This is a genomic window from Levilactobacillus sp. (genome assembly GCF_022646225.1).
Lineage (GTDB): Bacteria > Bacillota > Bacilli > Lactobacillales > Lactobacillaceae > Levilactobacillus > Levilactobacillus suantsaiihabitans.
Genome location: NZ_JALCJA010000005.1, coordinates 21,962 through 44,154, shown reverse-complemented (window position 1 = coordinate 44,154; position 22,193 = coordinate 21,962). Strand labels below are relative to the sequence as shown.

Genomic DNA, 22,193 nt, shown 5'->3' with positions numbered 1-22,193 from the left:
TCCTTGAGAGGTTCCGGTACCTTTTTGCTTACTCATTTTTATGGTGATGCCGGTGCAACCGCGCCTGCTGCCGCTGATACCCATCCAAGATCAGCATCAAGTCGATCAACAAGAACAGTCCACCCAAGAACAGATTGAAGGTGACGTAGGCGATTTGTACGGCTGAAAACGCCAGGATTGGCGCCAATTGCCACCACATGCTCTCTAGTATCGGGAAGCGGCGGTGCCAATGTTTTTGGACCAGCGGCACGACAATCACCGCTAGGATCACCATCAGGGCCAGGCTGATCTGATACAGCCCCGTCAGGCTGTGATCAATGCGAATATCCAACATGGACTCACCTCCCTACGAAATCGTCGACGCGGTGACCACCTGTTTAAACGTCGCCTTGGCAATGTCTTCGGTCGACCAGGTTGGCCACATGGTCTTCTTGTAAAAATTGTTCGACATGAAGATGACGCCGGTCCGGCCATCGGTGCTGACCAAGAAGGTATCCTCATAGAAGTTGCCGACCCCGTGACCGTAGTAGCCTTGGTCCGCAAAATGGTACATTCCCCCGGTATACTTCGGCGTGGCGACGCCGGGTTCTAACAGCTTTTCGGCACTCGAAGCGTGGCTAAACCGCTTGCCCTGGACGATGGCCTGGACCGTCTTGAACACGTTGCTAGGACTCATGGTAGCGTTGCCCGTCCCCAGCCGCGAGCTAACATCCTTGGCCGCTGGCGTTTCCGGATCCGTGTAGCTCCCCGGTGTTTGGCCATTATAGCCGACCGACAAGGCGGCATTTTGCGCGCGCAACTGCACGAAGCTGGTGGCATTGAGGTTTAACGGCGTCACGATTTGTTGGTAAAACTGGTGGTAGTACGATTGGTTCGTCACCTGATTTAAAATGGCCGCCAACATGACGTAGCAAATCGGTTGATAGTTAAAGTGATTCAGCTGCGACGTGTCGACGCTGACGTGTTTGACCGCGTACCGGTAGACTTGGTGTTCACCCAGGTCCTTGTCCGGCTTCATGTCCCCCAGCAAGCCACCTTCCATGTTGAGCATCTGGCGAATCGTGACCCGGTCGCCGTGCTTGACCTGCGGATAAAATTGGTGCAGCGTGTCCGTCATCTTGAGCTTGCCCTGCTCGATGGCCCGCATGACCAGCAGGCCCGTCATCGACTTTTGCAGCGAGTTGATGAGGTACTGTGTTTTCGGCGTATTGCGTCGCTTCTTTGCTTTGTTGGCCCACCCAAAGGATTTCTGATAAATCACTTGGTCGTCTTTCACCACCAAGGCGGTCCCGGAAAATTTCTTGGCCGTCAGCTGCTGGGTCAAATTGGCCGTAAACGTCGGGTTGGCGCTGCCAGCGGTCCGGTCCAGTGCCGTTGTCTGGTGATGCCGCTGTTGTCGACTCACCTGCGCATTGCGTTGGATCAGCCGGTGCGTCTGCTTCACGGTCGTCGGTGTTACCGTTAACTGGCGCCGCTGCTCCACGTGGTACCACTGCACGGCCCCGTAGCCGGCCAATCCCAGCAAGATCACCAGTAGCAGCCAGCGCCCCCAGTGAGGATGGGATTGCGCGGCGTGTTGTTGTCTTCGTGTTTCTTTCATTTTGTCAAAGCCCCTGTCTTGTCAAACTTACCCTTTAGATTATACGAGACTCCCGGCAAAATACCAACCGTCAGTCAATGGTCTTCGTTGCCGCGGCCTGGTGAAAACCGGCCACGATTCGTCTACCGTTTGCCCAAGAATTGGCGCTCGCCATCGCCAGTATCCAACCAGACAAAAACCACCAATCCACTCGCCGTAACGAGCCATTGGTGGCTAATTGATAAAGGTTAATTGCATTGTACTCATGACGTCAAAAGTCGTCGTTTACAGTCACATAATGCGAACTGGCCGCCTACCGTTCGCCAAATATGGGTTGGAAACGCTAGGGCGGACGGGTCGAGCCAAAGGGCGGTCTCGACACCTCGCTTTGAGCCGAGAAACACGTCTCAAAGACGCCAGTTGCCTAAGCGGCATGAACCGCGCCGCTAAGGCAACTCCCACAGCTGAACCCATATTTGACGAACTCCCGGCTACGGTAGCGCATCTCAATAATAGTCGCTTTAACCCCAGGTGGTAGCTACATTGACGACTAGTTTTTGATTACCACAGTGTTACTGATAATCGCCACCTTGCCGGAGGCAGCCAGGGATGGCCCCATCTGGGTCGGCGGTGTAGGCTGGAGGCGTTCCCCATAGCAGGCCCCACCCTAGCCTGACGCAGGCGTCTGGTTTCACCAATCTTAACTACCATTACGGCAATTAGGTGCAACCTTCAGTTGCTGACGCCTACCGCAACGCCTTCGCTCGGTCGATCTGCTTGAACGTTTGGATGCCCAGGCCTTCCGTGGACCAGGCCGGATACATTGTCTTTTTCACGAAGTTGTTGGACAGGAGCACGACGCCGGTCCGGCCGTTCTTGCTGATGACGAAGGTGCTCTCGTAATCGTCACCCATGCCGTGACCGTAGTAGCCCAGCTGGTCGAGGTGATACATCCCACCGGTGTAGTGCAGCGTGGTGTTCCCCGCCTCGTGGAGCACCTGGGCCCCCGCTGGCGTCGACAGCAACGATCCCTGAACGATGGCACGTTCGGCGCGGAAGACATCCCCCGCGCTCATCGTCGCGTTCCCGGTGGCGATTTGAATCGCCATGCTGGCCGCCGATGGCTTGTGTGGTTCACTGTAGTCGCCCGGCATCATCCCGGCATACCCGGTTGTCATGCCCTTGGTAGTCGACCGCAACTGGGCAAAGCCGGTGTGATTCAGGTTCAGTGGCGTGACCAATTGTTGATAAAATAAATCATAATACGACTTGTGCGTGACTTGATGTAAAATGCCCGCCAGCAACGTAAAGCAGATCTGCTGGTAGTCGAATTTACCAATCTTGCTGGTGTCGATCCGGGCATTTTGACTGACGTACTGGTAAGCCTCATTTTCCGTCAGGGTCCGCCCTGGCTTTAGCTCGCCGGTAATGCCGGCCGTCATGTTCAGCATTTGGCGAATCGTGACCTCACTGCTGTGAGCAATGCCCGGATAGTACTGGTTCAGTCGGTCCGTGAGCTGTAATTGCCCGGCCTGGACCGCCTTCATCAGCAACATCCCCGTCATCGACTTTTGTACAGAGTTGATCAAGAATTGCGACGTGACCTTGTTCTTGCGGTGCTTCTTGGCGTTGGCCTGACCAAAAGCACGTTGGTAGACGACCTGGTCATTTTTCACGACTAGCGCCGTACCGACAAACTTCTTGGCCTTCAGCTCTCGCGTGAAGCGTTTGCTAAATTTCGGTGTGGCTTGGCCCCGATTGGTCCGATCAAAGGCCGTCTTGGCCGGGTCGCGCTGCTGCTTACTGGCAGCGGCGTCCTTGGCAATCGTGGCGTGCGTTTGCTTGGCGTGTTGATGATTGCTGGTCGCCACCTCTTTTTGGTCCTGCTGGTCGATTTCATGCATCCCCCAGATGACGCCACCAATCCCCAGAATGATGACGAACAATACCGCCCAATGGCGCAAATTTCGTGTATTCACTTTTCTCTCCCCCAATTAGCTAACTGGTTAACCCCTTACACTACTCATTCGACTGGCTAGCTTGCCCCCGCAATCGTCAGTCTTTCATTTCTGATTATACGAAAAAGCCGACCAAAGACAATAAAAGTCTTCGTCGGCTAGGGGAACTTATTATTTACTTTAAAAACTCACAGGATTTGCTTGCGCAAGACGTTTAGCCGGTCATCAAAATCGTAACGAATTGGTTCACCGTTGGCAACTTCCACCTGACTAATATCCGCATCCGCCACATGGTCCAGGTACTTGATCAACGCCCGCAACGTGCTGCCATGGGCGACGACCAGCTGATTGTGCCCGTCCAGTAACCGCGGGGCAATCTGGTCGGTCCAGTAGGGTAACAGCCGGTGGTAGGCCATTTCCAAGCTTTCCCCCCGCGGTTCGACGTGCGGCCCGAACTGGTCATAGCGCCGGTCCTGGCTGACGTGGTCCAACAGTGGCGGCACGGTCTTAAAGCTCCGCCGCCAAATCTTGATCTGCTTTTCCCCCACGCGTGCCTTGACCGCTGCCTTGTTCTGCCCCCGCAGTGCGCCGTAGTGGCGTTCGTTGAGCCGCCAGGACTTGTATTCCGGAATGTACAGTTGGTCGATGGCCGCTAAGACAATGTTGGACGTCACGATGGCTCGCTGGAGCATCGACGTGTGCAGAGCTCCGAATTGCAGGCCCGTGGCCGCGACCAACTGCCCAGCGGCCGCCGCTTGTTGCCGTCCCTTTGCCGTCAGGGGCACATCACTCCACCCGGTAAAAATGTTATCTCGGTTCGCGACACTCTCGCCGTGCCGTAAAATGACCAGCGTTGCCATTGATCATGCTCCCTTTCTCTCTTATCAATTCTCACTGACCATCATACCATAGGTTTTGGCCGGAACCCGGTGATTTGTGTCAGTTTTCACTTATTTTTCTGGTAGTAATAAAAAAGTACGCGACCGACGTTGGTGGCGTACTTTTTAAATCACTTAAGTTTAATCCACAGAAGATTCCGAATGCGCGGCTAACTTGTGCGCAGCCACCGCATCGTCTGCTTCTTGGAACTCGCTGGCGTCTTCTTCTGCCAATGCAGATTCGCGCGCCTTGACCCGGTTCCCCATAAAGGTGATGACCGACCCAATTAAGATGATGACGATCCCGACGATGGTGTTGGTCAAGATCTTTTCGTGAATCAACAGGGCCGCCATGATGGGCGCCAGTCCGGGCTTAATGAAGAAGACCAATGAGGCCGTCGACACGTCGGAACGTTCCATGGCCAGGAAGTAAAAGGCGAACCCCCCACCAGTCACGCAGACCCCAATGAAGAACAGGATCCAGAAGTACTGGAGGCTAACGTTTTGCAAAATCGGCATGGCCGCAAATTGACGCGTCCAGCTGACCTGGCGCAACCCACCGGCTACGGCTGGCACGTGCGTCAGCAACATGATGACCAACAACTCGGCTGACCCCGCCAAGAAGGTAAAGCAAGTCATGATGATGCCGTTGAAATGGTGCCGCACGGATCCCCACCGCGAGACGATACTGTACAGACCAAACGTTAACGCGGACCCAATCGCCAGCGCTAAGCCGACGGGATTGGTCAAATGTGCGGGATTAACGATAACCACTAACCCAACGATCGACACTATTACGGCGATCAAGTTAGCGCGACCCAGCCGTTCGTGCAAGATCAGATACGAGAAGATCAGCGCAAAGACGGGGTTGCAGCTGAACAGCACGGCCACCGTGGAGGCCTCGTCCACGCTGATGGCCAACTGATACAAAGTCATGCTGACGATGACACAGACCAGCCCGGTCAACGCAAACAGCGCCCAATCGCGCCCGGTCAACCGGTGACTTTGCTTATGTAAGGCCCGCAAGGCAATTGGCAAGAGAATCAATCCCCCAATGAAGAAGCGAATCAGATTCAACTGAATGGGATTAAAGGCGTTGCCCGCGGACTTCAAAGCGATTTCCATAGAACTAAACATTAATGTCGAAAATGCGATGTACAACAGTGTTTTTCTCAAAACGAAAAATTGTTCCTCCTTAAGGGTACTTTCAAATCAATCAGGCAACGTGCTGGACGATGACCATCAGGATCGGAATCACCACTAAACTTAGGAGGGTCGTTTCGGTTACCATGATGGCCGCGTAATCCGCATCGGCGCGGTACAATTTGGCCACGACGGGTGCGTTGGTCATAACGGGCATCGCTGCTTGTAAAATAAAGACTTGTTTCATTAATATTGGCATACTGGTGGGCAACACTAATAGCCCCATCAACACGGGCGCCACGATAAAGCGTCCCAGCAAGATGCCGAGGCTGTCGCGGTCCACGTGGATATTTTGCAATCCCGCCCCGGCAATGGCCGTCCCGATAAAAATCATCGACAGCGGAATCGTCAAACCACCAATATATTGGAAGTCTTGCATGATCCACCCCGGCAATTGAATGTCGAGTAAGACCAAGATGACCCCCACGATGAAGCCCAACAGTGGCGGGGAGAAGATTTTTTGGAGCGTTTGCTTCAGGTCAAACTTGGCATTTCCCTGGCCGTCGCGCTGAATCAAGTACACGCCCAGCGTCCAGAAAAAGGTCGTGTTGGCCATGTAGTAGACCAGCACGAACGGCAAACTCTTCGGGCCAAACAGCGCCTCGTTGACCGGCAAGCCCACGAAGACGGTGTTCGAGTTCAGAAACATCGACTCAAACAGCCCGCGGTGCCCCGGCTTGATGCGAAACGCATGAAAGGCCACAATTGATAGACCAAACATGATCAGCATCGAGATCACCGGGAACCGGAGATCCGGCAACGTCCGTTTCAACGTCTCCGCTGAGAACTTCGCGGTGATGGTACTGATCATATAGGCCGGCAGCGCAATCTGCGTCACGAGGCGCGCAATTAACTTAGGTGCCTGGTCGTCAAACCAGCCCCGCCGCGATAACACGTAGCCGAGACCAATCATGACTAAAATGATTAAGACACCCGAAACACTTCGAATAAAGACAGCCATCTGCCGACCTCCCCACGAAACATTACCAAAAATTAGTTTTTCTTAAGCAACGCTTCTTATTATAGCACGTTCCTACCAGCCCCCATCTCCGCAACCGGTTACAAACAGCGGTGTTAGCCACTTTTACTTACCTTGACAACTTGTGAAAACCGCGTTTATTCGGTCTAGACAGCCCGACAATTGCGCCAAATTGTCCGGGGGAAACATTTACGAATGGCCATTTTTATGGTCTAATGAATTAATTGAGTCTACAGATAGAGATTCCAGGGGAATTAACCAATCTGTATCACTGGGGCCCCGCGAGCAAGTCGTGGTGCGGCCCCAATGCGAAAAGTGGTCAAGATTTTAATGAGGATGAGGAAATAATTATGCCAAATGATAATGAACCAAAACGGCAACATACACCTGAGGATTTCGAACAGGTCTACGATCGCCGCGCTGACCGTAACTCCCACTTCAAGACGCCTAAGGTCCACCCCCACCGGCCGGTCATGTGGACCATCATCATCGCGCTACTGGTTTTATTGGGCGGTGGCTTGGCTTATGGGTATCAAGCGTGGAACTCAGCCAAGAAGACCTTTAGTCAAACCTACGAGGCCTCTAATGCCGCTAAGAGTCGTAATGTGGCGGCCGTCTTGAAGTCCAACAAGCCCTTCTCGATTCTGTTGATGGGCACGGATACCGGGGCGCTCGGCCGCTCCGATGTCGGTCGGACCGATACCATGATGGTTGCGACCATCAATCCCACGCGCGAAACGGCCTACCTGACCAGTATTCCTCGGGATACACGGGTCACGGTCGGTTCCGGGGTCAACGCCTCGATTCAAAAGATCAACGCCGCCTACACGATTGGCGGACCCAAGACCGCGGTCAAGACGGTGGAGAATTTGCTAGACGTGCCGATTGACTTCTACGCCATCGTGAACATGGGAGGCCTCGAAAAGATGGTCAACGCGGTTGGCGGCGTCGACGTGAAGCCTACGCTGACGTTCCAATACGGTGCGGCCAACGTCGTCAAGGGCAAAAAGACCCACTTAAACGGCAAGCAAGCCCTCGACTATTCCCGGATGCGTCACGAAGATCCGCTGGGTGACTACGGTCGGCAAAAACGCCAACGAGAAGTCTTACAGAAGTTGGTCGTCAAGGCAGCCGGCCTGTCGTCCATCACCCGTTACCAAACGATTCTGAAGTCGTTGAACGGTAACCTGAAGACCGATCTGACCTTCGATGACCTGATGCAGATTCGCGCCAAGTACGGCGACGCTTCTCACCACATCAAGTCCGAAACGCTCCAGGGACAAGACGCCATGATCGACGGCCTCTCCTACCAGGTGCCAACCACGACCGAACTAAAACGCGTCTCTAATCACATTCGCAAGACGCTGGACTTGGCCAACACCAAGAAATTCACCACGGATGCCGACACCAGCACCACGGATACCGGTTACACAACCGACACCACCACTGGTAACAGCGGCTACGGGTATTAAACAAACATTGAACTCGGCGTCACTCACGAAATCGTGGGTGGCGCTTTTTTTCGACATCAGTTGGCACTATTGTTGTCATGCGACTCCTGGCGTTAGGGTTAGTTGTTGACCGTTTCACAGTAGAAGCTGGCCGCCTATCGTTCGCCAAATATGGGTTGGAACGCTGGGGACGGGTCGAGTCCAAGAGCGGTCTCGACGCCTCGCTTTGAGCCGAAATTCACGTCTCAAAGTGGCCTCATGGCCGAAACGTGCGCCAACAGGCAACTGTTTGCCCACTCTCCCCTGCCAGTTGAAAACTTTACTTGCTTTTTTCTGGCAGATACAGTAAAGTTGGCGAAGCTACTCGGGCTTAAAGTTAACCGCGACCCCTGACTTATCAATTGTTAACCAACTCACACTTTCCGGGATGCGCTCATTTTGTCCGTCCTGGCTGGTCGTGATAATCACGAAAGAATTCGTGGTCCGCACGGACGATGGGCAACTGAATTAACTTATTTTTCAACCCACTTATTCGGTGATAACCAGCGCCCCGAACCGTTTTCCGGGCTACGCCGTTATCACACTGAACGATATATGGCGTTGTACTTTTTTAGAATTGCGGTAAAATGAACTTAAACTTACGAGTAGAGAGGCAAAAGGAGTGGATCGGTTATGTATCGTTTCTTTGTTCAACCACAAATCAATCAAGATGACCACCGCGTCTTTGGCTACGAAGTTCTGTTGCGCAAGCAGGAAGACGATAATTGGATCCTCCCCCGCCACTTCACGGATATTTCCGTAGCCGATCAGGCGAAGTTGCTTGAGGAGACGGCCGCGTCATTGAAGACCGCCGTGAATAATCAGGTACTCGCGTTTAATCTCAATAATCAACAATTACGGCATCCCCTAACGTTGGGAACAATCATCACGCTCAAAAAGCGCATCGCCCCCGCCGCATTGACCATCGAGCTAACGGAGGCGCCCACGCTGGAGGAAATGAAGCAGTTCAGCCTGGCCGTCCATCAATACGGCATCGGCCTGGTCCTCGACGATGTCGGTACTGGTTCCAACACCTACCAAAACGTGCGGGACCTGTTGCCATTCGTCGATGAGATCAAATTCGCCATGCAAAACCTGCGGATGAGCGGCGAGGGGGATCTGATTCCCGCTAGTCTGGCCTTTTGGGCGCAGATTGCGCGCGAATATCGGCTCCGCTTGATTTTAGAAGGCGTCGAAAACGCTGACGATCAGGCCTTGGCCAAGCAATACGGCATCACGTTACATCAAGGCTATTTATACGGTAAACCAAGTTTAGTTTAACCATACTGGACGTCCTTGCTAGTTTCTTAGCGAGGTAGCGCCCAGTTTTTTTAGCCAGATTGGCCTAACTGTTATATTTTAATGTAATCATAGATGCATAGCGTTAACATGTATTTAAAGAAGGTATCACCCGATACCTAGATGGGAAGGCGTTTAGCAATGACCTGGTCTCAATGGTTTGTCACCCCTGCAGTTACCAGCTTGTTTTTTCTGCTGGGCGTATTGACCCTCTATTGGTTTTTAACCAACCAAATTATTCGCTTCTATAAAAAACGGGGCAAGCACCCCGATGCCGTGAAAATCCGCACCAACGTGGGCGTCATCTACATGGTGCTCCTCAACGTGGGCGTCCAGCTGGCGGTCAACGGCACAGCCCACAGCTGGGTCTTTATTAATTTTCAAATATTTGCGATCGTCTTCGTCAGTTATTTCCTCAAGCTGAACATTCGGCTCTGGGAGCTGGTGGCCGCCGTGTTCCTGTTCATGGGCATCAACGGCACCTTCACCTACTTCCTATCTTGGCTCTACGCCATCGTGCTGGTCGGCCTGTTCTACGTGATGAGCATCGTCCGCGAACACCGGCACCATAGCTGGGTGGACTACCTGGACTACACGCTAGCCTCGCTGGTCGGTTCAATGATCTTGTGGGGCGTGATTGGCAAACGCCTGAGCCTCTCCACGCCATTAGTGTTGTGGGAAATTCTCTTCAGCTTCTTCATTCTAACGATCATGTACATTTACGTGGACTCGTTGATGAGCGGCGCGGCCACCTTGGCGCAACTGACCTACACCACCAACTACGACGAACTGACGAAGGTGAAAAACTATTTTTCCTTTAAAAATGACTTCAATGAACTGTTTCAACGTAGTAAAATTACCGGCCACCCGTTAACGCTGATGCTGTTTGACATCGACCATTTCAAACACGTCAACGACACCTATGGCCACTTGACCGGCGACTATGTGCTCAGCCACACGGCGGCGCTGATCAGCCAGCACTTACAAGAAATCGACCCGCACCTCCATCTCTACCGCACCGGGGGCGAGGAATTTACGATTCTCTTCCAGGATTACACCACAGACCAAGCCAGGGCCCACGTCCAAGCTATTGCGGACGGCATCCGGGCGGCTGATTTCCAGCACAACGGCCAACACATCCACGTCAGCATTTCCGTGGGCGTCACCCAACTACAAACGGCCGACCAGGGCCAACTGGACGTCTACCGGCGCGCGGATCAAAACCTGTATTTCTCGAAGCGCAACGGTCGTGACCAGGTGACGTTTGGCTAGCACCCCTCGCTAAGACGTACAAACAGTATCACACAAACAAGTGACCAACTAGCAAAAAACGCTTGTCTCCCGCTCAATGGCGGTGGGACAAGCGTTTTTTATTATAAACTGAAAGTTGAAAGCCGGAAATCAGCTGGAACTACTGTTATCATGCAATTCATGACGTCAAAAATAGTCGATTTCAGCCTCACAATGCGAACTGGCCGCCTACCGTTCGCCAAATATGGGTTGGAACGCTGGGGCGGACGGGTCGAGAAACACGTCTATATCCGCCACACAGCCGAAACGTGCGCCAACAGGCAACTGGTTCCGCTTAACACTGCTAGGCAAATAATCCAAGACCGGGATTATCCGCCTAGCACCGTTAATGCTCGCCAGTTAACCGCCTGTCGTCACACTCTAGAACAGGCCCCACCCTAGCCTGACGCAGGCGTATGGTCTCGCCAATTTTAGGTTTCATAACACCGTCCCTAACGCAAGATACCCAGACTGTAGCCAGCTAAGCCCAGGATAAAGAGCCCCAACAACAGCCACAGCGGTTTGACGTGGCGCCGCAGTAACCAGACGCACCCCAGCGTCAGGAGTAAGGGGATCAGTCCCGGCAACAGTTGATCCATCAGCGATTGCAGCGACAAAACAGCGTGGTGGTTAGTGGCCACGATGGGGGCTAATTTGACCCGCGTCCACCGCGGAATGATGGCTCCCATCACGAACATCCCCACAATCGAGGCACCCAAGGTCAGCTTTTGCAAGACGCCACTGCTGAGCGCCGTCACCACCTTTAGTCCCTGGCGGTAGCCCCACCGTTGCGCGCCCCAGCGAAAGGCCAGTCGCGCCAAGTTCCAACCGATAAAGAAGACCAGTGGCCCGACGATGCCAAAACCGCTCAACGCCAAGCTAGCGGCAAACGCGCTCAGAATCGGCCGCCAAGTCCCCCACCAAATGGGGTCGGCCACGCCCGCCAGCGAACCCATCATGCCGATCTTGACGGCACTGATGTCGGCTGCGGAGACGGGTTTGCCGTTGGCGCGGTCCTCTTCTAGCGACAAAGTGACCCCGGTGATCAGGGACTGCATGTACGGCATGGTATTGAACAGCTCCAAATGCCGGGCGGCCGCCTGTCCCGCTTCCGTTTTGTCCGGGTACAGTCGGCGAATCGCCGGAATCATCAGGTAACAGAAGCCTAGATTTTGTAACCGCGGATAATTCCAGGCGGCCTGCTCCCACCCCGACCGGCCGAAGACCCACAGCTGATCGGTCAGCGTCAATTGTCGTGGTGTCTCATTTTTCTCTGTCATCAACGCATCCTCCTAAAGATCATCTAATTCCCGGTCCAGGTCATCTTCGGCCGCTGGCGGCGTGGGCCCATTGCCTGATTGTGACTCATGCGGTGCCTGCAAGCGCAGGTACAAAATGGCCAGAGCCACGCCAATCAATCCCAGCGCCACCAGGCTGAGATGACTGTCGGTCCCCAGCGCAAAGCCAATGCAGAAAAACGGCCACAGTTGGCGCGTCGCCATCATGTTGATGACGATGGCAAAGCTGACGATGACCAATAAGCCGGCCGCCACGTGCAGGCCCCCGCGAATCGTTGCCGGTAACACGTGAAAGCTCAAGCGGATCCACGCCGCCGGTAACGCCATCAAGAGCGCTGTGGGAATCATGACCCGCAATCCCTGCAGGACCACGCTGCCCCGGTGTAACCACTCGATTTTATGTAGATTGCCCGCCGCGGCCGCCACGTCGGCTTGGGCCACTAACGGAATGATTAGATGCCGTAGCCCGCGCGTCAGACCCTGGCCGATCAACGCCAACGGGATGGCTAAAATCACGCCAGCTGCCACCGGCAAGTGCGCCGGGCCACTGACCCACCAGGCTGCCACAACGGCCGCTAACGCCGGGTCAGGCGCCACCGCCGCCCCGATATTCATCCACCCTAACGTCACGAGTTGGAGGGAGGCGCCCAGGGCGATACCACTCACGAGGTTGCCCGTCGCTAGGCCGACCAAGGTACAAGCGACGATGGGTTGGTGAAATTCCCACTCATCGACGACCCCCTCAATTCCCGCCAAAAAGGCGATCAGTAAAATTCCCCAGATGCTCATCCGTTGTTGACTTCCTTTCCATCAATAGATCTCACCGCAAAAACACCCCGCTCAGGTGGGGGTGACCACCGAGTGAGGTGTTACGACAAACCCTTTTTAGCTGCTAACTTTAAAAACGCCTGTTTGCGATCCGTGGGCACCGTCTGCGTGTAAACGGCGACGCCCGCTGCCTCGAGTCGCTGGGCAGCGGCCACGTCGGCGGCATCGGCGGCCACGCTCGGCGTGAGCATGACCTTGCCGGCGGTGTACGCCAGGTTGCCAATGTTGACGCCCGTAGCGGCTAAATCAACGCCCTGGGCGGCCAAATCGGCCATTTCGGCGACCGTTTCCGTTAAGATAATCGGTTGAAACCCATCGAAACGGGCATCTTGATAAATCTGCGCCATCTTGGCTAACGTAATCACATTGGCCTTGGCCTCGGCCGGCGCCGCTTGCGTGATCAAGACCTTGCGTAACTGGTCTTGGGCCACGGCGTCCGAGACGACTAAGATGCGATTGGGTTGGACCGTTTTCGTCCACACCGTGGCAATCTGGCCGTGCAACAACCGGTTGTCGACCCGGGCCAATTTAATTGTCATCGTCATAGTAAGTCATCATCTCCCGTATCCGTGTGCAAATCCAGGTGCCGAATCCCGCCCTGAGCGGCGCGTTCCAAGTGAGGAATCACGTCGGTCAAGGCTTGGTTTTGAATCGACAAGGCCTCGATCAGCATCGGCAGATTCAGCCCCGCCACTAGGCCGTACCGGTCGGGGTGTTGGGCCACGACCCGGCTGGCGGCGTTAAATGGTGAACCGCCCCACAGGTCGACTAAAAACAACAACTCGTCGACGGGTTGCATGTCGTCGATGGCCGCTTGGTAATGGTTCGCCAGGTCCTCGACACTTTCATCGGCTGCTAAGGTCACAGCCATCACTTTGGCTGTTTTACCGAAAATCATTTCGGCGCTCTGTAAGATTCCACGGGCAAAATCACCGTGGCTCGTGACGATTATGGCGAGCATTCTGCCACCCCTTCATCAATTCCGCTAATTTTAAAACTCTAAATTGCGTCTGCATTTAATATAGCATAAAAAACCGTTTCCAGCTAGCTCCCCGTAAAAGCCAACCGCCTACAATAAGTCCAGCATGGCGGCGGGCGTGATGAAGCTGACGTCCGGCTTGAAATCCGTCGGCGTCCGGCCATTCCAGGCTGCGAAACCAAAGGTCACGTGCGCCGCAGCGGAAGCGTCCGCATCGTAGACCGTATCCCCCACGTAAACCGTGTTTTCGGGGGTCGCGCCCAAACGTTGCATCGCCAGTAAGATGCCATCTGGTGCAGGCTTGCCGTGGGCAATGTCTTCGGCCACGACGGCTTGACTAAAGTAACTGTCGAGCCCCGCACTGACCACGTCCCGATCGTATTCGTAGCGTTGCTTAGACGTCATGATGGCTAAGCCGGCGCCGGCTGCCCGTAAGTCGGCCAGGGCCTGCTTGACCCCAGCATAGACCGCCACGGTACCGCGATAGTCCTGCGTCCGTGGCCCCCATTCGGCCAAGATGTCATCCACGTCGGCCAACTTCAAGCGAATCAAGGCATCACGACTGGGAATCCCAAACGTTTTCGCCAATTCGGCGTATTCCCGGTCAATGCCGCGGTCATGCAAGACCGCTTGGAGGGACTTCATGTACATGGCTTCGGTGTCTAAGAGGGTCCCATCAATATCAAAAATAAAGTTTTTCATTTAAGCTGGTCTCCTTAGTTTTTTAACAATTTCCAAGAAAAAAGGTGCGGCCATCGCTGACCACACCCTAGTTTATCATGCTTTTGTAGCGGACTCTAATTTTGGAGACGCTGAAACCGATTTAATCGTCGCCATTTCTTCGGGAACTGACGCCAGTGCTTCGGGATCTTCACCAGCGGCCACTTCTTCGGCACGCTGTAAGTTCCGTAATTGCTTGACGGCCCGAATCCAGGATGGCACCAGGATGGCACAGGAGCCCAACCAGGCCAACGGTTCGGCTGAAACGGCTCCGGCATAACCCAAGGCTTCGACCATGAACAAGGCCGCAAAGACCCGCATGGTCAACTCACCGACCCCTGCCAAGGTCGGCAATACCCGTCGGCCCAGGCCTTGAAGCGTGTTCCGAATGATAAACAGGACACTTAACAAAAGGTAGGTGCTGCCGATGATGTTGAAGTAGGTCTGCGACAACTGAATGACGTGCTCGTCGGCGGTCCCAATGATCAGCGTGACGATAGGCTTACCGAAGAGGATCACCAAGCCACCGGCAAAGACGGCAAAGCTTCCGGACAACCACAGCGTCTTCTTAACGCCTTCCATGATCCGGCCGTACTTGCCAGCCCCAAAGTTTTGGGCCGCAAACGTCGCCATGGTCACCCCAAATGAAGACATCGGCAGTGAACACAGTTGATCGACCTTGGAGGCCGCCGTCGAAGCGGCCACCGAATCCGTGCCCAGGGAGTTCAAAGCGGCCTGCATGACCATCGTCCCAATCGCGATGATGGACAGTTGAAAGCCCATTGGCATCCCCGTGGAGAAATGTTGCCACAACTCGTCAAAGCCAAATTTGAAGTCTTCGCGGGAGATGTGCAGCAAGGGAATGGAGCGGGCAATGTAGCCCACGCACAGCAAGGAAGCCACGACTTGAGAAATCACGGTTGCCCAACCGGCACCAGCCACGCCCATGTGGAAGACTAAAATGAATAATAATTCTAAAATTACGTTCACGACGGTCCCAATCACCAGGAAAATCAGTGGCGTCCGGGAATCCCCGAGTGCCCGAATGATGTTGGACAACAGGTTAAAGGCCATGGACGCAAAGATCCCAGCAAAGATGGTACTGATGAAGATCCGCGCATTGGCAAAGATCGACGCCGGTGTTTGCATCAATTTCAAGATTGGGTCGACGAAGGTCAAGGATAAGACCGTCAACACAATCGTCATTAAAATAGAAATGATGATGCTCGCGGCAAAGGACCGCCGCACGCCCTTGTAGTCTCGCGCCCCGAATCGGGTAGCAGTAATGATGGCCAGCCCGGCCGTCAAGCCTTGGGCGAAGCCAATAATTAAGAAATTAATGGAACCGGTCGCACCAACGGCCGCCAGCGCCTTCACGCCAAGGGTTTGCCCCACGACCACGGTATCAGAGACGTTATATAATTGCTGGAACAAGTTGCCAATCAATAATGGAATCGTGAAAAAGAAAATAAGTTTGAGGGAATTACCCTTGGTTAAGTCGCTCATGCGCCGACCTCCTTCAGAATTTTTGGTCAATCAAAATGACACAAGACAACTACTATAACGCGTTGACGCGCGCTTGTCACCAAATTTGTTTGGCAATTTAACAAGTTGTCAATTTAATTTCCAATCTTACGCTTCTCTTAAGGTTTTTTGAAGCCCCATTTTCGATGAAAACGATTGCGTGGCGAAAATGTTATCTGTTTGTCATGTTTGGGAGGCAATGGATGTGGGAACCGGCCTTCATCATCCCCCGTCAGCTCACGATTCTGCCCTGCAGGGGATGTACAAGTCCCCACCCTTTGCGGTATTCTAGTAGTCAGGGGAAATTATGAAGACACGTTTACATTCGGAGGAGTTAACTTGAAAAAGACTTGTATCACGACACTCATTGCTATTTCACTGGCGTTAACCACGCTGAGCGCTTGCGGTCATCACAAAAACACGGCATCTTCAGCCAGCTCGAAAGCGACTAGCAGTCTGGTTGCCAAGAAGCGCAAAAACTCATCGCAGAAACCGGCCCAGCATCACCAACACCAAGCCGCCCAATCCCATTCAGCGACTAAAGCTCAGTCGGCGGCGACGAAGACTTCCTCGACGGATCACCGAACCGCGCGTACGGTGACGCCAGCAGCACCCAAGCAGACGCCGCGGCACCGACACACGACTGCCGCTTCGCACAGCAACACTTACACGCAGTCGTCGCGGGCCCCACAGTCCAGCAGCCACGCGCAGTCATCCGTGAACACGGATCCCGATACGTTGACCGGGTTCATCAATAAGTATGGGATGTCACCCGTCGCCTACAAGATTGACCACGGCATGTCGGAAAAGGCGGCCCTCGCATCCACTCCCAATTCCATGAAATCATCTGGCGAAATCCAACGGCAGCACGAATTGGGCATCAAATAAGCCGACTGTGACCCCAACAATCAGTAGCAGCCAATAATCAGCCTAAGAAGACATGCCTCAGTTGACAGTCATCGCCACCATGCGCTGACCAAATACTGAAGTCATTAAAAGCTGTTTATTCATTAGGGGGTTGTTGTTGTGAAAACAACAAAATTAGTTTCTGGTATCATCATGATTGTCTTGGCCGTCTTCATCTTCTTTCAATCAATGGCGGTCGGCGTCGGGGACGCACTTGCAGGTGGCAAACACGTGTCAGGAACCGCTGGCATGTTTGTCGCCATCCTATACTTAGCTTCCGGTATTGTTTACTTAGCAACTCGGAAAGCGGAGAAAATGGGCGGTGATATCGCCACACTCGTGATGATGCTCATTGCTTGGCTGATTGGGTTATCCGACGTTGGCTTCTACTCGGACCTGATGATCTGGGCATGGCTGGCGTTAATTATCGGTGTCGGTTTCTTCGGCTGGCACCTCAGCGCCAATCACAAAGCCAAGCACGTTGAGCACCAGGCTTAGTTCACCCACAGAGTCCATGAAAAAATGGTGTTGATGGCAGAATCCATCGACACCATTTTTGTATCAATTACCATTCGAATAAATTCGGTGGCTTGTCGCTTACGTGTCTGGCGACACAACCGTCTAACGTTATAAGTGACTCCTAAAAGAAAGGAATGACTTCATAATCGGGGAAAGTATCAAATTTTGCCATGTCGTAAAGTTTTTTATTCAAATGTCCACGATAATTTTTCGGGTAGTCATCAATAATGTCGTCTAAAAATTTCAAGCCATGATGTAACCGGCTATACAGTACTTGGCCTTTTTTTCCATCCTCAGCCTGGTACAGATAATTTACAACATCCCCATCGTCAGATTGCAGCCAAAGTCTAATCATGAAGTCGTCCCTCCTGTCTCAATTCTTCGCCGTAATTATACAACTTATTAATTTTATTATGTGCTTTTTCATACAGCGAATTTCTTCTACTAGAATATCCGTTTCCAGTAATCAATTAAAATCTTCCAATTAAACAAAAAAGCCTCAACCAAAATGGTCAAGACTTTCTGTAAACCTCTGATGCGGCCAAGAAGATTCGAACTTCCACCCGGATTACCCGGACAAGATCCTTAATCTTGCGCGTCTGCCAATTCCGCCATGGCCGCATTAACTCACAAGAAATAGTATACCAAATGATTTCGCACCTGACAATATTTTTTGCAAGTTAATTCAAAAAAGTTTTCTTTATGCATCGGTGAGGACGGTCGCGCCGTCCGGATCGAGGTCGATGATGCGCAGACTGCCGGCCAAGTCGCGCTTTTCCAACTTGGCTCGCAATAAGGTCAACTGCGCCGCCGTGCCAAAGGTGACCACGGTTGGACCGGCCCCACTCAGATACGTACCGACGATGCCCAGTTCGTGGGCCGCATCGCGAATTTGATTCAATTCAGGGACCAGCTGGGAACGGGCTTGCTCGTGGAATTCGTCCCGTTCGATCATCTGGGAGGCCAACTCCCAATCTTTGGTCAACAGCGCGGCCACCAACACGTTGGCCACGCTGCTGGCGTGGACCGCCGTTGCCAGTGGCAAATCCTTCGGCAAGGCCTCACGACTCTTACGGGCCAGTAACTTTTGCCCGGGGATGAAGACCAAGACCCGCAGATCTGGCAGCGGCAACTTGATGGCCTTGGCCGTGTCGCCATCGGTGGTAGCAACGGCGGCCTGCCCCATCAAGGCGGGGGCCACGTTGTCCACAGCGCCGCCTAACTTGACCGCCCAGTTCAGCTGCTCGGGGATGGTCATGTCCATGTTGCCCAATTCGTTGGCAATCTTGATGCCGGCAATGATGGCGCTGGTCGAACTCCCCAGGCCGCGAGATACCGGAATATCCGACATGACCGTCAGCTGGTGCGCTGGCAACTCAGGGTTGACCTGCAGGGCCGTTTGGACCATCAGGTTGTGCTCATCGCGAGGAATCTCCGTCCCCAGCGCGTGGTTGACCCGCCACTGTTCCGTTTTTTCCTCAATGATGACCGTTAAGTACAAGTGTAATGCCGCCCCAATCGAATCAATGCCGGGGCCTAAGTTCGCCGCCGTGGCGGGAACCCGAATAATTGTTTTACCCATTCTATCACCCTCCTAAGCTTGCGGCCGCGTCACGGCGACCACCGTTTTTTGCCATTGTAAATGCCCGTGACACCGACCGCAGACCATCTTGGTGACGTCGATGCGTCGTGCCCGGTAGTATTTCTGCTGGCAGCGCGTGCAAACGTACAACTGCCATTGCCGCGGCCGTGGTCGCGCGTTCGGTGGCGCCGGGGCAAAGCGTAAGCCGCCCACCTGCCGCAACAGCTGCTTAAAGGCCGCCGTGCGGTGCTGGCCCGATTGTCCGGCCAGATTCAAATGATAGTGGCACAGTTCATGCTTGATGACGCCCACCAACACGCCGCGGTCGTGTTCCGTAATCATTTTCGGATTGATCTCCAAGTTGTGATCGCCCAACCGGTAACGGCCACCCGTCGTTCGCAAGCGGGCATTGAACATCGCGTGGTGGCGGAACGGTTTGCCAAAACTCTCCAGGGAAATGCGCTCGACCAGCCGCTGTAATTCTTGATTAGTCATGTTGTTCAGCTCGCATCGTTAATTGGATTCGGTGACGATTCTCGTCGACGCTTAAGACCCAGACCGTGACGACGTCGCCAATCGTAACGACCGTGCTGGGGTCACTGACGTAGTGGTCGGCCAGTTGCGAAATGTGGACCAGGCCGTCTTGCTTCACGCCGATGTCCACGAAGGCGCCAAAATCAACCACGTTGCGGACGGTCCCTTGCAGCTCCATCCCCGGCTTCAAATCAGCCATGGTCAACACGTCTTGGCGCAACAACGGTGCCGGCATGCTGTCACGCAAATCACGCCCCGGCTTGCTCAGCCCGGCAATGATGTCGCTTAACGTTGCCACGCCCACACCCAGCTGGTCGGCCCACTTGGCCTGATTCAACTGCGCCAACTGTTGCTGAAGCTTGGGCGTCCCAATCTGCCCATCCGGCGCCAGTTGCGTCAACAACTGATGGGCCGCCGCATAACTTTCTGGATGAATATCCGTGTTGTCCAGCGGCTCGCGCCCACCAATGATCCGCAGGAAGCCCACGGCCTGTTGGTAGGCCTTGGGTCCCAGGCGTGGCACCTTTTTCAACTCTTGCCGGGCAGCAAACGCCCCGTTTTCGTTGCGGTAAGCCACGATATTTTTCGCCGTCGTGGCCGTCAACCCAGAAATGTGCGTCAACAGCTCCGGACTGGCCGTGTTGACGTTGACGCCGACCTGATTGACCGCCGTTTCCACGACCCGGTCCAATTGCGCATCCAACGCCTTTTCGGGGACGTCGTGTTGGTACTGACCCACGCCCACAGCCTTCGGGTCGATCTTGATTAGCTCGGCCAACGGGTCTTGGAGCCGGCGCCCGATGCTAACGGCCGACCGTTCCTCGACGTGGAAGTCCGCAAATTCCGCGCGGGCATTGGCACTGGCGGAATAGACCGACGCCCCAGCCTCATTGACCAGCACGTAGTACACCGGATGGTCCAGCGTCTTCAAGATCGTGCTGACAAATTCTTCGGATTCCCGGCTAGCGGTCCCGTTGCCAATGGCGATCATTTCGACGTGATACTTTTCCAATAATTGCTTGAATGCTGGCCCCGCGGCGGCGCGGTCCTTGGCATTGGCTGGCTTGTGCGGATAGATGACCTGCTTAGCCAAGAAGCGGCCGTTGGGGTCCATGATGGCCAACTTGCAGCCGGTCCGGTACGCTGGGTCAAAGCCCATGACGACCTTACCCTTCAACGGGGCCTGCATCAACAGGTGATACAGGTTATTGCCGAACACCTGAATGGCGTGGTCGTCGGCTTTTTCGGTCAATTGGCGCCGCAACTCCCGTTCGATGGCGGGCCCCAAGAAGCGTTTGTACGCATCCGCAAAGGCTGCCGTCACCTTGGCCACGGCCGGTCCCTGATGCTGGCCGACCAGGCGGAAATGCCCATATTGCAAAATAGACGCTGGGTCAACGCTGATGCCGACCGTCAAAATTTTCTCGCGCTCGCCCCGGTTGATGGCCAGTACCCGGTACGGTGGCAGTTGCTTCAACGGCTGGCTGAAATCGTAGTAGGTCGCGTAGACCTGTTGCTCATCGTCGTCGGCCGCCCCGCGTTTCAGCTTGCTGGTCAACTCCCCGTGTTGCCAAGTGAACTGGCGAATCCATTCCCGAAAGGCCGCCTGTTCGCTGAAGGTTTCCGCCAAGATCTCGTGAACCCCCGCCCAAACTGCCGGAAGGTCCGGTAAGTCCTTGGCCGGATCAACAAACTGTTGGGCCTTCGCGTCTAAACCGCTCGCCGGAAAGGTCAAGAGCCACTCCGTCAACGGGGTCAAGCCCGCTTCTCGTGCCACAGTTGCCTTGGTACGGCGCTTTTGTTTGTACGGTAAATACAGGTCCTCGACCTGCTGGATGACGGTCGCCCGCGCAAAATTTTGCCGCAACGCCGGGGTCAATTTTCCCTGTTCGTCAATAATCTTCAAGACCTCTTGGCGCCGTTGGTTCAGCTTCATCAGCCGCCGCGCCTCATCCTCGATGTCGCGGATGGCGACTTCGTCTAGTGACCCCGTCCGCTCCTTACGGTACCGCGCAATGAACGGCACCGTGTTGCCTTCGTCTAGTAGGGACAACACGGCCTGAATCTGTTGCACCCGGTACTGACTTAACTGTTGTTGCACCGGCTTAGCCAGCTCACTGAGTGCCGTTTCTGTTTGTTTCGTTGCCATGCAACCCCTCCGTTACTTTTTTCGATATACCTGCATTATACCATGCCGGCGGGTCGCTTCGCCCGTCAGCGCCCAGACAAAAAGGTCACCCCACAAGTTGTGAAGCGACCCCGTTATTGTTTGGCTTAGTGACTCCTGGTGAAAACAATTGTTGGCAATGGTGTATCGCTGGCCGCCTGCCGTTGCGCCGTACCAGTTGCCTGCGGCTGCCAGGGGTTCCACCTGCTATGGGGGACACCTCCAGCCCAGGCACGGGCTTCCGGTTCGCTTGAAAGCCTGGCTAAGCCCGCCAGTCTCCCAAGTCGCCCCACGCTGTAGGCTGAGACAAAACCTCAGCCAACACCGTCGACACAGCTGGTTCCACCCCTGGCCTCCTCCGGCACGATAGCGGTATCCATTGGACTCGGAGATTCTGGCCGTCCCATACCAGCAGACTTTCGCGCAACGGTAAGACAACTAGCTCCTGCAGCGTTGCCAG

General features: G+C 54.3%; 21 protein-coding genes and 1 tRNA gene. 5 read left to right on the top strand and 17 right to left on the bottom strand.

All coding sequences use genetic code 11. From position 1 onward, the window contains the following. Positions 1–28: 28 nt before the first annotated feature. The 6 genes from LKH74_RS09025 to LKH74_RS09000 form a co-directional block, all read right to left on the bottom strand. Positions 29–334 carry a hypothetical protein gene (locus LKH74_RS09025; RefSeq protein ID WP_287708406.1) on the bottom strand — a complete coding sequence of 102 codons (306 nt, stop codon included), beginning with the start codon at positions 332–334 and terminating at the stop codon, positions 29–31. Positions 335–346: 12 nt separating this feature from the next. Continuing rightward, the gene (locus tag LKH74_RS09020) at positions 347–1,600 is read right to left on the bottom strand and encodes a serine hydrolase domain-containing protein (protein ID WP_287708407.1); all 1,254 of its coding nucleotides are present in this window, start codon (positions 1,598–1,600) and stop codon (positions 347–349) included. A 725-nt stretch (positions 1,601–2,325) separates the two neighbouring features. Next, positions 2,326–3,558, bottom strand: coding sequence for a serine hydrolase domain-containing protein (locus LKH74_RS09015; RefSeq protein WP_287708408.1), 1,233 nt, complete (start codon positions 3,556–3,558; stop codon positions 2,326–2,328). 167 nt (positions 3,559–3,725) lie between these two features. Continuing rightward, entirely contained in the window at positions 3,726–4,397 is a 672-nt protein-coding gene (locus tag LKH74_RS09010; protein ID WP_287708409.1) for a 2,3-bisphosphoglycerate-dependent phosphoglycerate mutase, read from the bottom strand. 159 nt (positions 4,398–4,556) lie between these two features. Continuing rightward, positions 4,557–5,591 carry a DMT family transporter gene (locus LKH74_RS09005; RefSeq protein WP_287708410.1) on the bottom strand — a complete coding sequence of 345 codons (1,035 nt, stop codon included), beginning with the start codon at positions 5,589–5,591 and terminating at the stop codon, positions 4,557–4,559. A gap of 40 nt (positions 5,592–5,631) precedes the next feature. Further along, the gene (locus LKH74_RS09000) at positions 5,632–6,579 is read right to left on the bottom strand and encodes an AEC family transporter (RefSeq protein WP_287708411.1); all 948 of its coding nucleotides are present in this window, start codon (positions 6,577–6,579) and stop codon (positions 5,632–5,634) included. 368 nt (positions 6,580–6,947) lie between these two features. On the opposite strand from LKH74_RS09000, the gene LKH74_RS08995 reads away from it, so the two are divergent. From LKH74_RS08995 to LKH74_RS08985, 3 genes are all read left to right on the top strand, one after another. After that, entirely contained in the window at positions 6,948–8,069 is a 1,122-nt protein-coding gene (locus LKH74_RS08995; protein WP_287708412.1) for an LCP family protein, read from the top strand. Positions 8,070–8,720: 651 nt separating this feature from the next. Then, positions 8,721–9,368, top strand: a complete 648-nt coding sequence (locus tag LKH74_RS08990; protein ID WP_287708413.1) for an EAL domain-containing protein — start codon at positions 8,721–8,723, stop codon at positions 9,366–9,368. Positions 9,369–9,527: 159 nt separating this feature from the next. Beyond that, on the top strand, positions 9,528–10,658 hold the full coding sequence (locus LKH74_RS08985) for a GGDEF domain-containing protein (protein ID WP_135368239.1): 1,131 nt from the start codon (positions 9,528–9,530) through the stop codon (positions 10,656–10,658). 470 nt (positions 10,659–11,128) lie between these two features. Here LKH74_RS08985 and LKH74_RS08980 read toward each other — a convergent pair whose 3' ends face one another. From LKH74_RS08980 to LKH74_RS08955, 6 genes are all read right to left on the bottom strand, one after another. Beyond that, positions 11,129–11,956, bottom strand: coding sequence for a PTS system mannose/fructose/sorbose family transporter subunit IID (locus LKH74_RS08980; RefSeq protein WP_287708414.1), 828 nt, complete (start codon positions 11,954–11,956; stop codon positions 11,129–11,131). 12 nt (positions 11,957–11,968) lie between these two features. After that, positions 11,969–12,763: a mannose/fructose/sorbose family PTS transporter subunit IIC gene (locus LKH74_RS08975; RefSeq protein ID WP_135368241.1), complete on the bottom strand. Its 795-nt coding sequence runs from the start codon at positions 12,761–12,763 to the stop codon at positions 11,969–11,971. Positions 12,764–12,843: 80 nt separating this feature from the next. Continuing rightward, positions 12,844–13,347: a PTS system mannose/fructose/N-acetylgalactosamine-transporter subunit IIB gene (locus tag LKH74_RS08970; RefSeq protein ID WP_135368242.1), complete on the bottom strand. Its 504-nt coding sequence runs from the start codon at positions 13,345–13,347 to the stop codon at positions 12,844–12,846. Further along, positions 13,344–13,763 (bottom strand): PTS sugar transporter subunit IIA, encoded by a 420-nt coding sequence (locus LKH74_RS08965; RefSeq protein ID WP_287708415.1) that lies wholly within the window; start codon positions 13,761–13,763, stop codon positions 13,344–13,346. The genes LKH74_RS08970 and LKH74_RS08965 overlap by 4 nt, the downstream gene beginning before the upstream one ends. Before the next feature lie 108 nt (positions 13,764–13,871). Then, entirely contained in the window at positions 13,872–14,483 is a 612-nt protein-coding gene (locus LKH74_RS08960) for an HAD family hydrolase (protein WP_135368244.1), read from the bottom strand. 75 nt (positions 14,484–14,558) lie between these two features. Further along, on the bottom strand, positions 14,559–16,007 hold the full coding sequence (locus LKH74_RS08955) for an MATE family efflux transporter (RefSeq protein WP_287708416.1): 1,449 nt from the start codon (positions 16,005–16,007) through the stop codon (positions 14,559–14,561). Between the two features lie 357 nt (positions 16,008–16,364). Here LKH74_RS08955 and LKH74_RS08950 point away from each other — a divergent pair, with 357 nt between their 5' ends. Both LKH74_RS08950 and LKH74_RS08945 read left to right on the top strand, forming a co-directional pair. Further along, entirely contained in the window at positions 16,365–16,913 is a 549-nt protein-coding gene (locus tag LKH74_RS08950; protein ID WP_287708417.1) for a hypothetical protein, read from the top strand. Between the two features lie 138 nt (positions 16,914–17,051). Continuing rightward, positions 17,052–17,429, top strand: coding sequence for a hypothetical protein (locus LKH74_RS08945; RefSeq protein WP_287708418.1), 378 nt, complete (start codon positions 17,052–17,054; stop codon positions 17,427–17,429). 142 nt (positions 17,430–17,571) lie between these two features. On the opposite strand, the gene LKH74_RS08940 is transcribed toward LKH74_RS08945, so the two are convergent. The 5 genes from LKH74_RS08940 to LKH74_RS08920 form a co-directional block, all read right to left on the bottom strand. Continuing rightward, positions 17,572–17,805 carry a hypothetical protein gene (locus tag LKH74_RS08940; protein WP_287708419.1) on the bottom strand — a complete coding sequence of 78 codons (234 nt, stop codon included), beginning with the start codon at positions 17,803–17,805 and terminating at the stop codon, positions 17,572–17,574. Between the two features lie 181 nt (positions 17,806–17,986). Then, a tRNA-Leu gene (locus LKH74_RS08935) sits at positions 17,987–18,071 on the bottom strand. Between the two features lie 79 nt (positions 18,072–18,150). Further along, the gene (thrB, locus tag LKH74_RS08930; RefSeq protein WP_135368250.1) at positions 18,151–19,032 is read right to left on the bottom strand and encodes a homoserine kinase; all 882 of its coding nucleotides are present in this window, start codon (positions 19,030–19,032) and stop codon (positions 18,151–18,153) included. 12 nt (positions 19,033–19,044) lie between these two features. Continuing rightward, entirely contained in the window at positions 19,045–19,527 is a 483-nt protein-coding gene (locus LKH74_RS08925; RefSeq protein ID WP_287708420.1) for a SprT family protein, read from the bottom strand. Next, positions 19,520–21,715 (bottom strand): Tex family protein, encoded by a 2,196-nt coding sequence (locus tag LKH74_RS08920; RefSeq protein ID WP_287708421.1) that lies wholly within the window; start codon positions 21,713–21,715, stop codon positions 19,520–19,522. Before LKH74_RS08920 ends, LKH74_RS08925 begins: the two co-directional genes overlap by 8 nt. Positions 21,716–22,193 lie beyond the last annotated feature (478 nt).

Excerpts from the sequence above, each read along its gene's own strand:
- LKH74_RS09025 (WP_287708406.1), bottom strand. The coding sequence starts at position 334 with ATGTTGGATATTCGCATTGATCACAGCCTGACGGGGCTGTATCAGATC.
- LKH74_RS09020 (WP_287708407.1), bottom strand. The coding sequence starts at position 1,600 with ATGAAAGAAACACGAAGACAACAACACGCCGCGCAATCCCATCCTCAC.
- LKH74_RS09010 (WP_287708409.1), bottom strand. The coding sequence starts at position 4,397 with ATGGCAACGCTGGTCATTTTACGGCACGGCGAGAGTGTCGCGAACCGA.
- LKH74_RS09000 (WP_287708411.1), bottom strand. The coding sequence starts at position 6,579 with ATGGCTGTCTTTATTCGAAGTGTTTCGGGTGTCTTAATCATTTTAGTC.
- LKH74_RS08995 (WP_287708412.1), top strand. The coding sequence starts at position 6,948 with ATGCCAAATGATAATGAACCAAAACGGCAACATACACCTGAGGATTTC.
- LKH74_RS08990 (WP_287708413.1), top strand. The coding sequence starts at position 8,721 with ATGTATCGTTTCTTTGTTCAACCACAAATCAATCAAGATGACCACCGC.
- LKH74_RS08985 (WP_135368239.1), top strand. The coding sequence starts at position 9,528 with ATGACCTGGTCTCAATGGTTTGTCACCCCTGCAGTTACCAGCTTGTTT.
- LKH74_RS08980 (WP_287708414.1), bottom strand. The coding sequence starts at position 11,956 with ATGACAGAGAAAAATGAGACACCACGACAATTGACGCTGACCGATCAG.
- LKH74_RS08975 (WP_135368241.1), bottom strand. The coding sequence starts at position 12,763 with ATGAGCATCTGGGGAATTTTACTGATCGCCTTTTTGGCGGGAATTGAG.
- LKH74_RS08970 (WP_135368242.1), bottom strand. The coding sequence starts at position 13,347 with ATGACGATGACAATTAAATTGGCCCGGGTCGACAACCGGTTGTTGCAC.
- LKH74_RS08965 (WP_287708415.1), bottom strand. The coding sequence starts at position 13,763 with ATGCTCGCCATAATCGTCACGAGCCACGGTGATTTTGCCCGTGGAATC.
- LKH74_RS08960 (WP_135368244.1), bottom strand. The coding sequence starts at position 14,483 with ATGAAAAACTTTATTTTTGATATTGATGGGACCCTCTTAGACACCGAA.
- LKH74_RS08955 (WP_287708416.1), bottom strand. The coding sequence starts at position 16,007 with ATGAGCGACTTAACCAAGGGTAATTCCCTCAAACTTATTTTCTTTTTC.
- LKH74_RS08940 (WP_287708419.1), bottom strand. The coding sequence starts at position 17,805 with ATGATTAGACTTTGGCTGCAATCTGACGATGGGGATGTTGTAAATTAT.
- thrB (WP_135368250.1), bottom strand. The coding sequence starts at position 19,032 with ATGGGTAAAACAATTATTCGGGTTCCCGCCACGGCGGCGAACTTAGGC.
- LKH74_RS08925 (WP_287708420.1), bottom strand. The coding sequence starts at position 19,527 with ATGACTAATCAAGAATTACAGCGGCTGGTCGAGCGCATTTCCCTGGAG.
- LKH74_RS08920 (WP_287708421.1), bottom strand. The coding sequence starts at position 21,715 with ATGGCAACGAAACAAACAGAAACGGCACTCAGTGAGCTGGCTAAGCCG.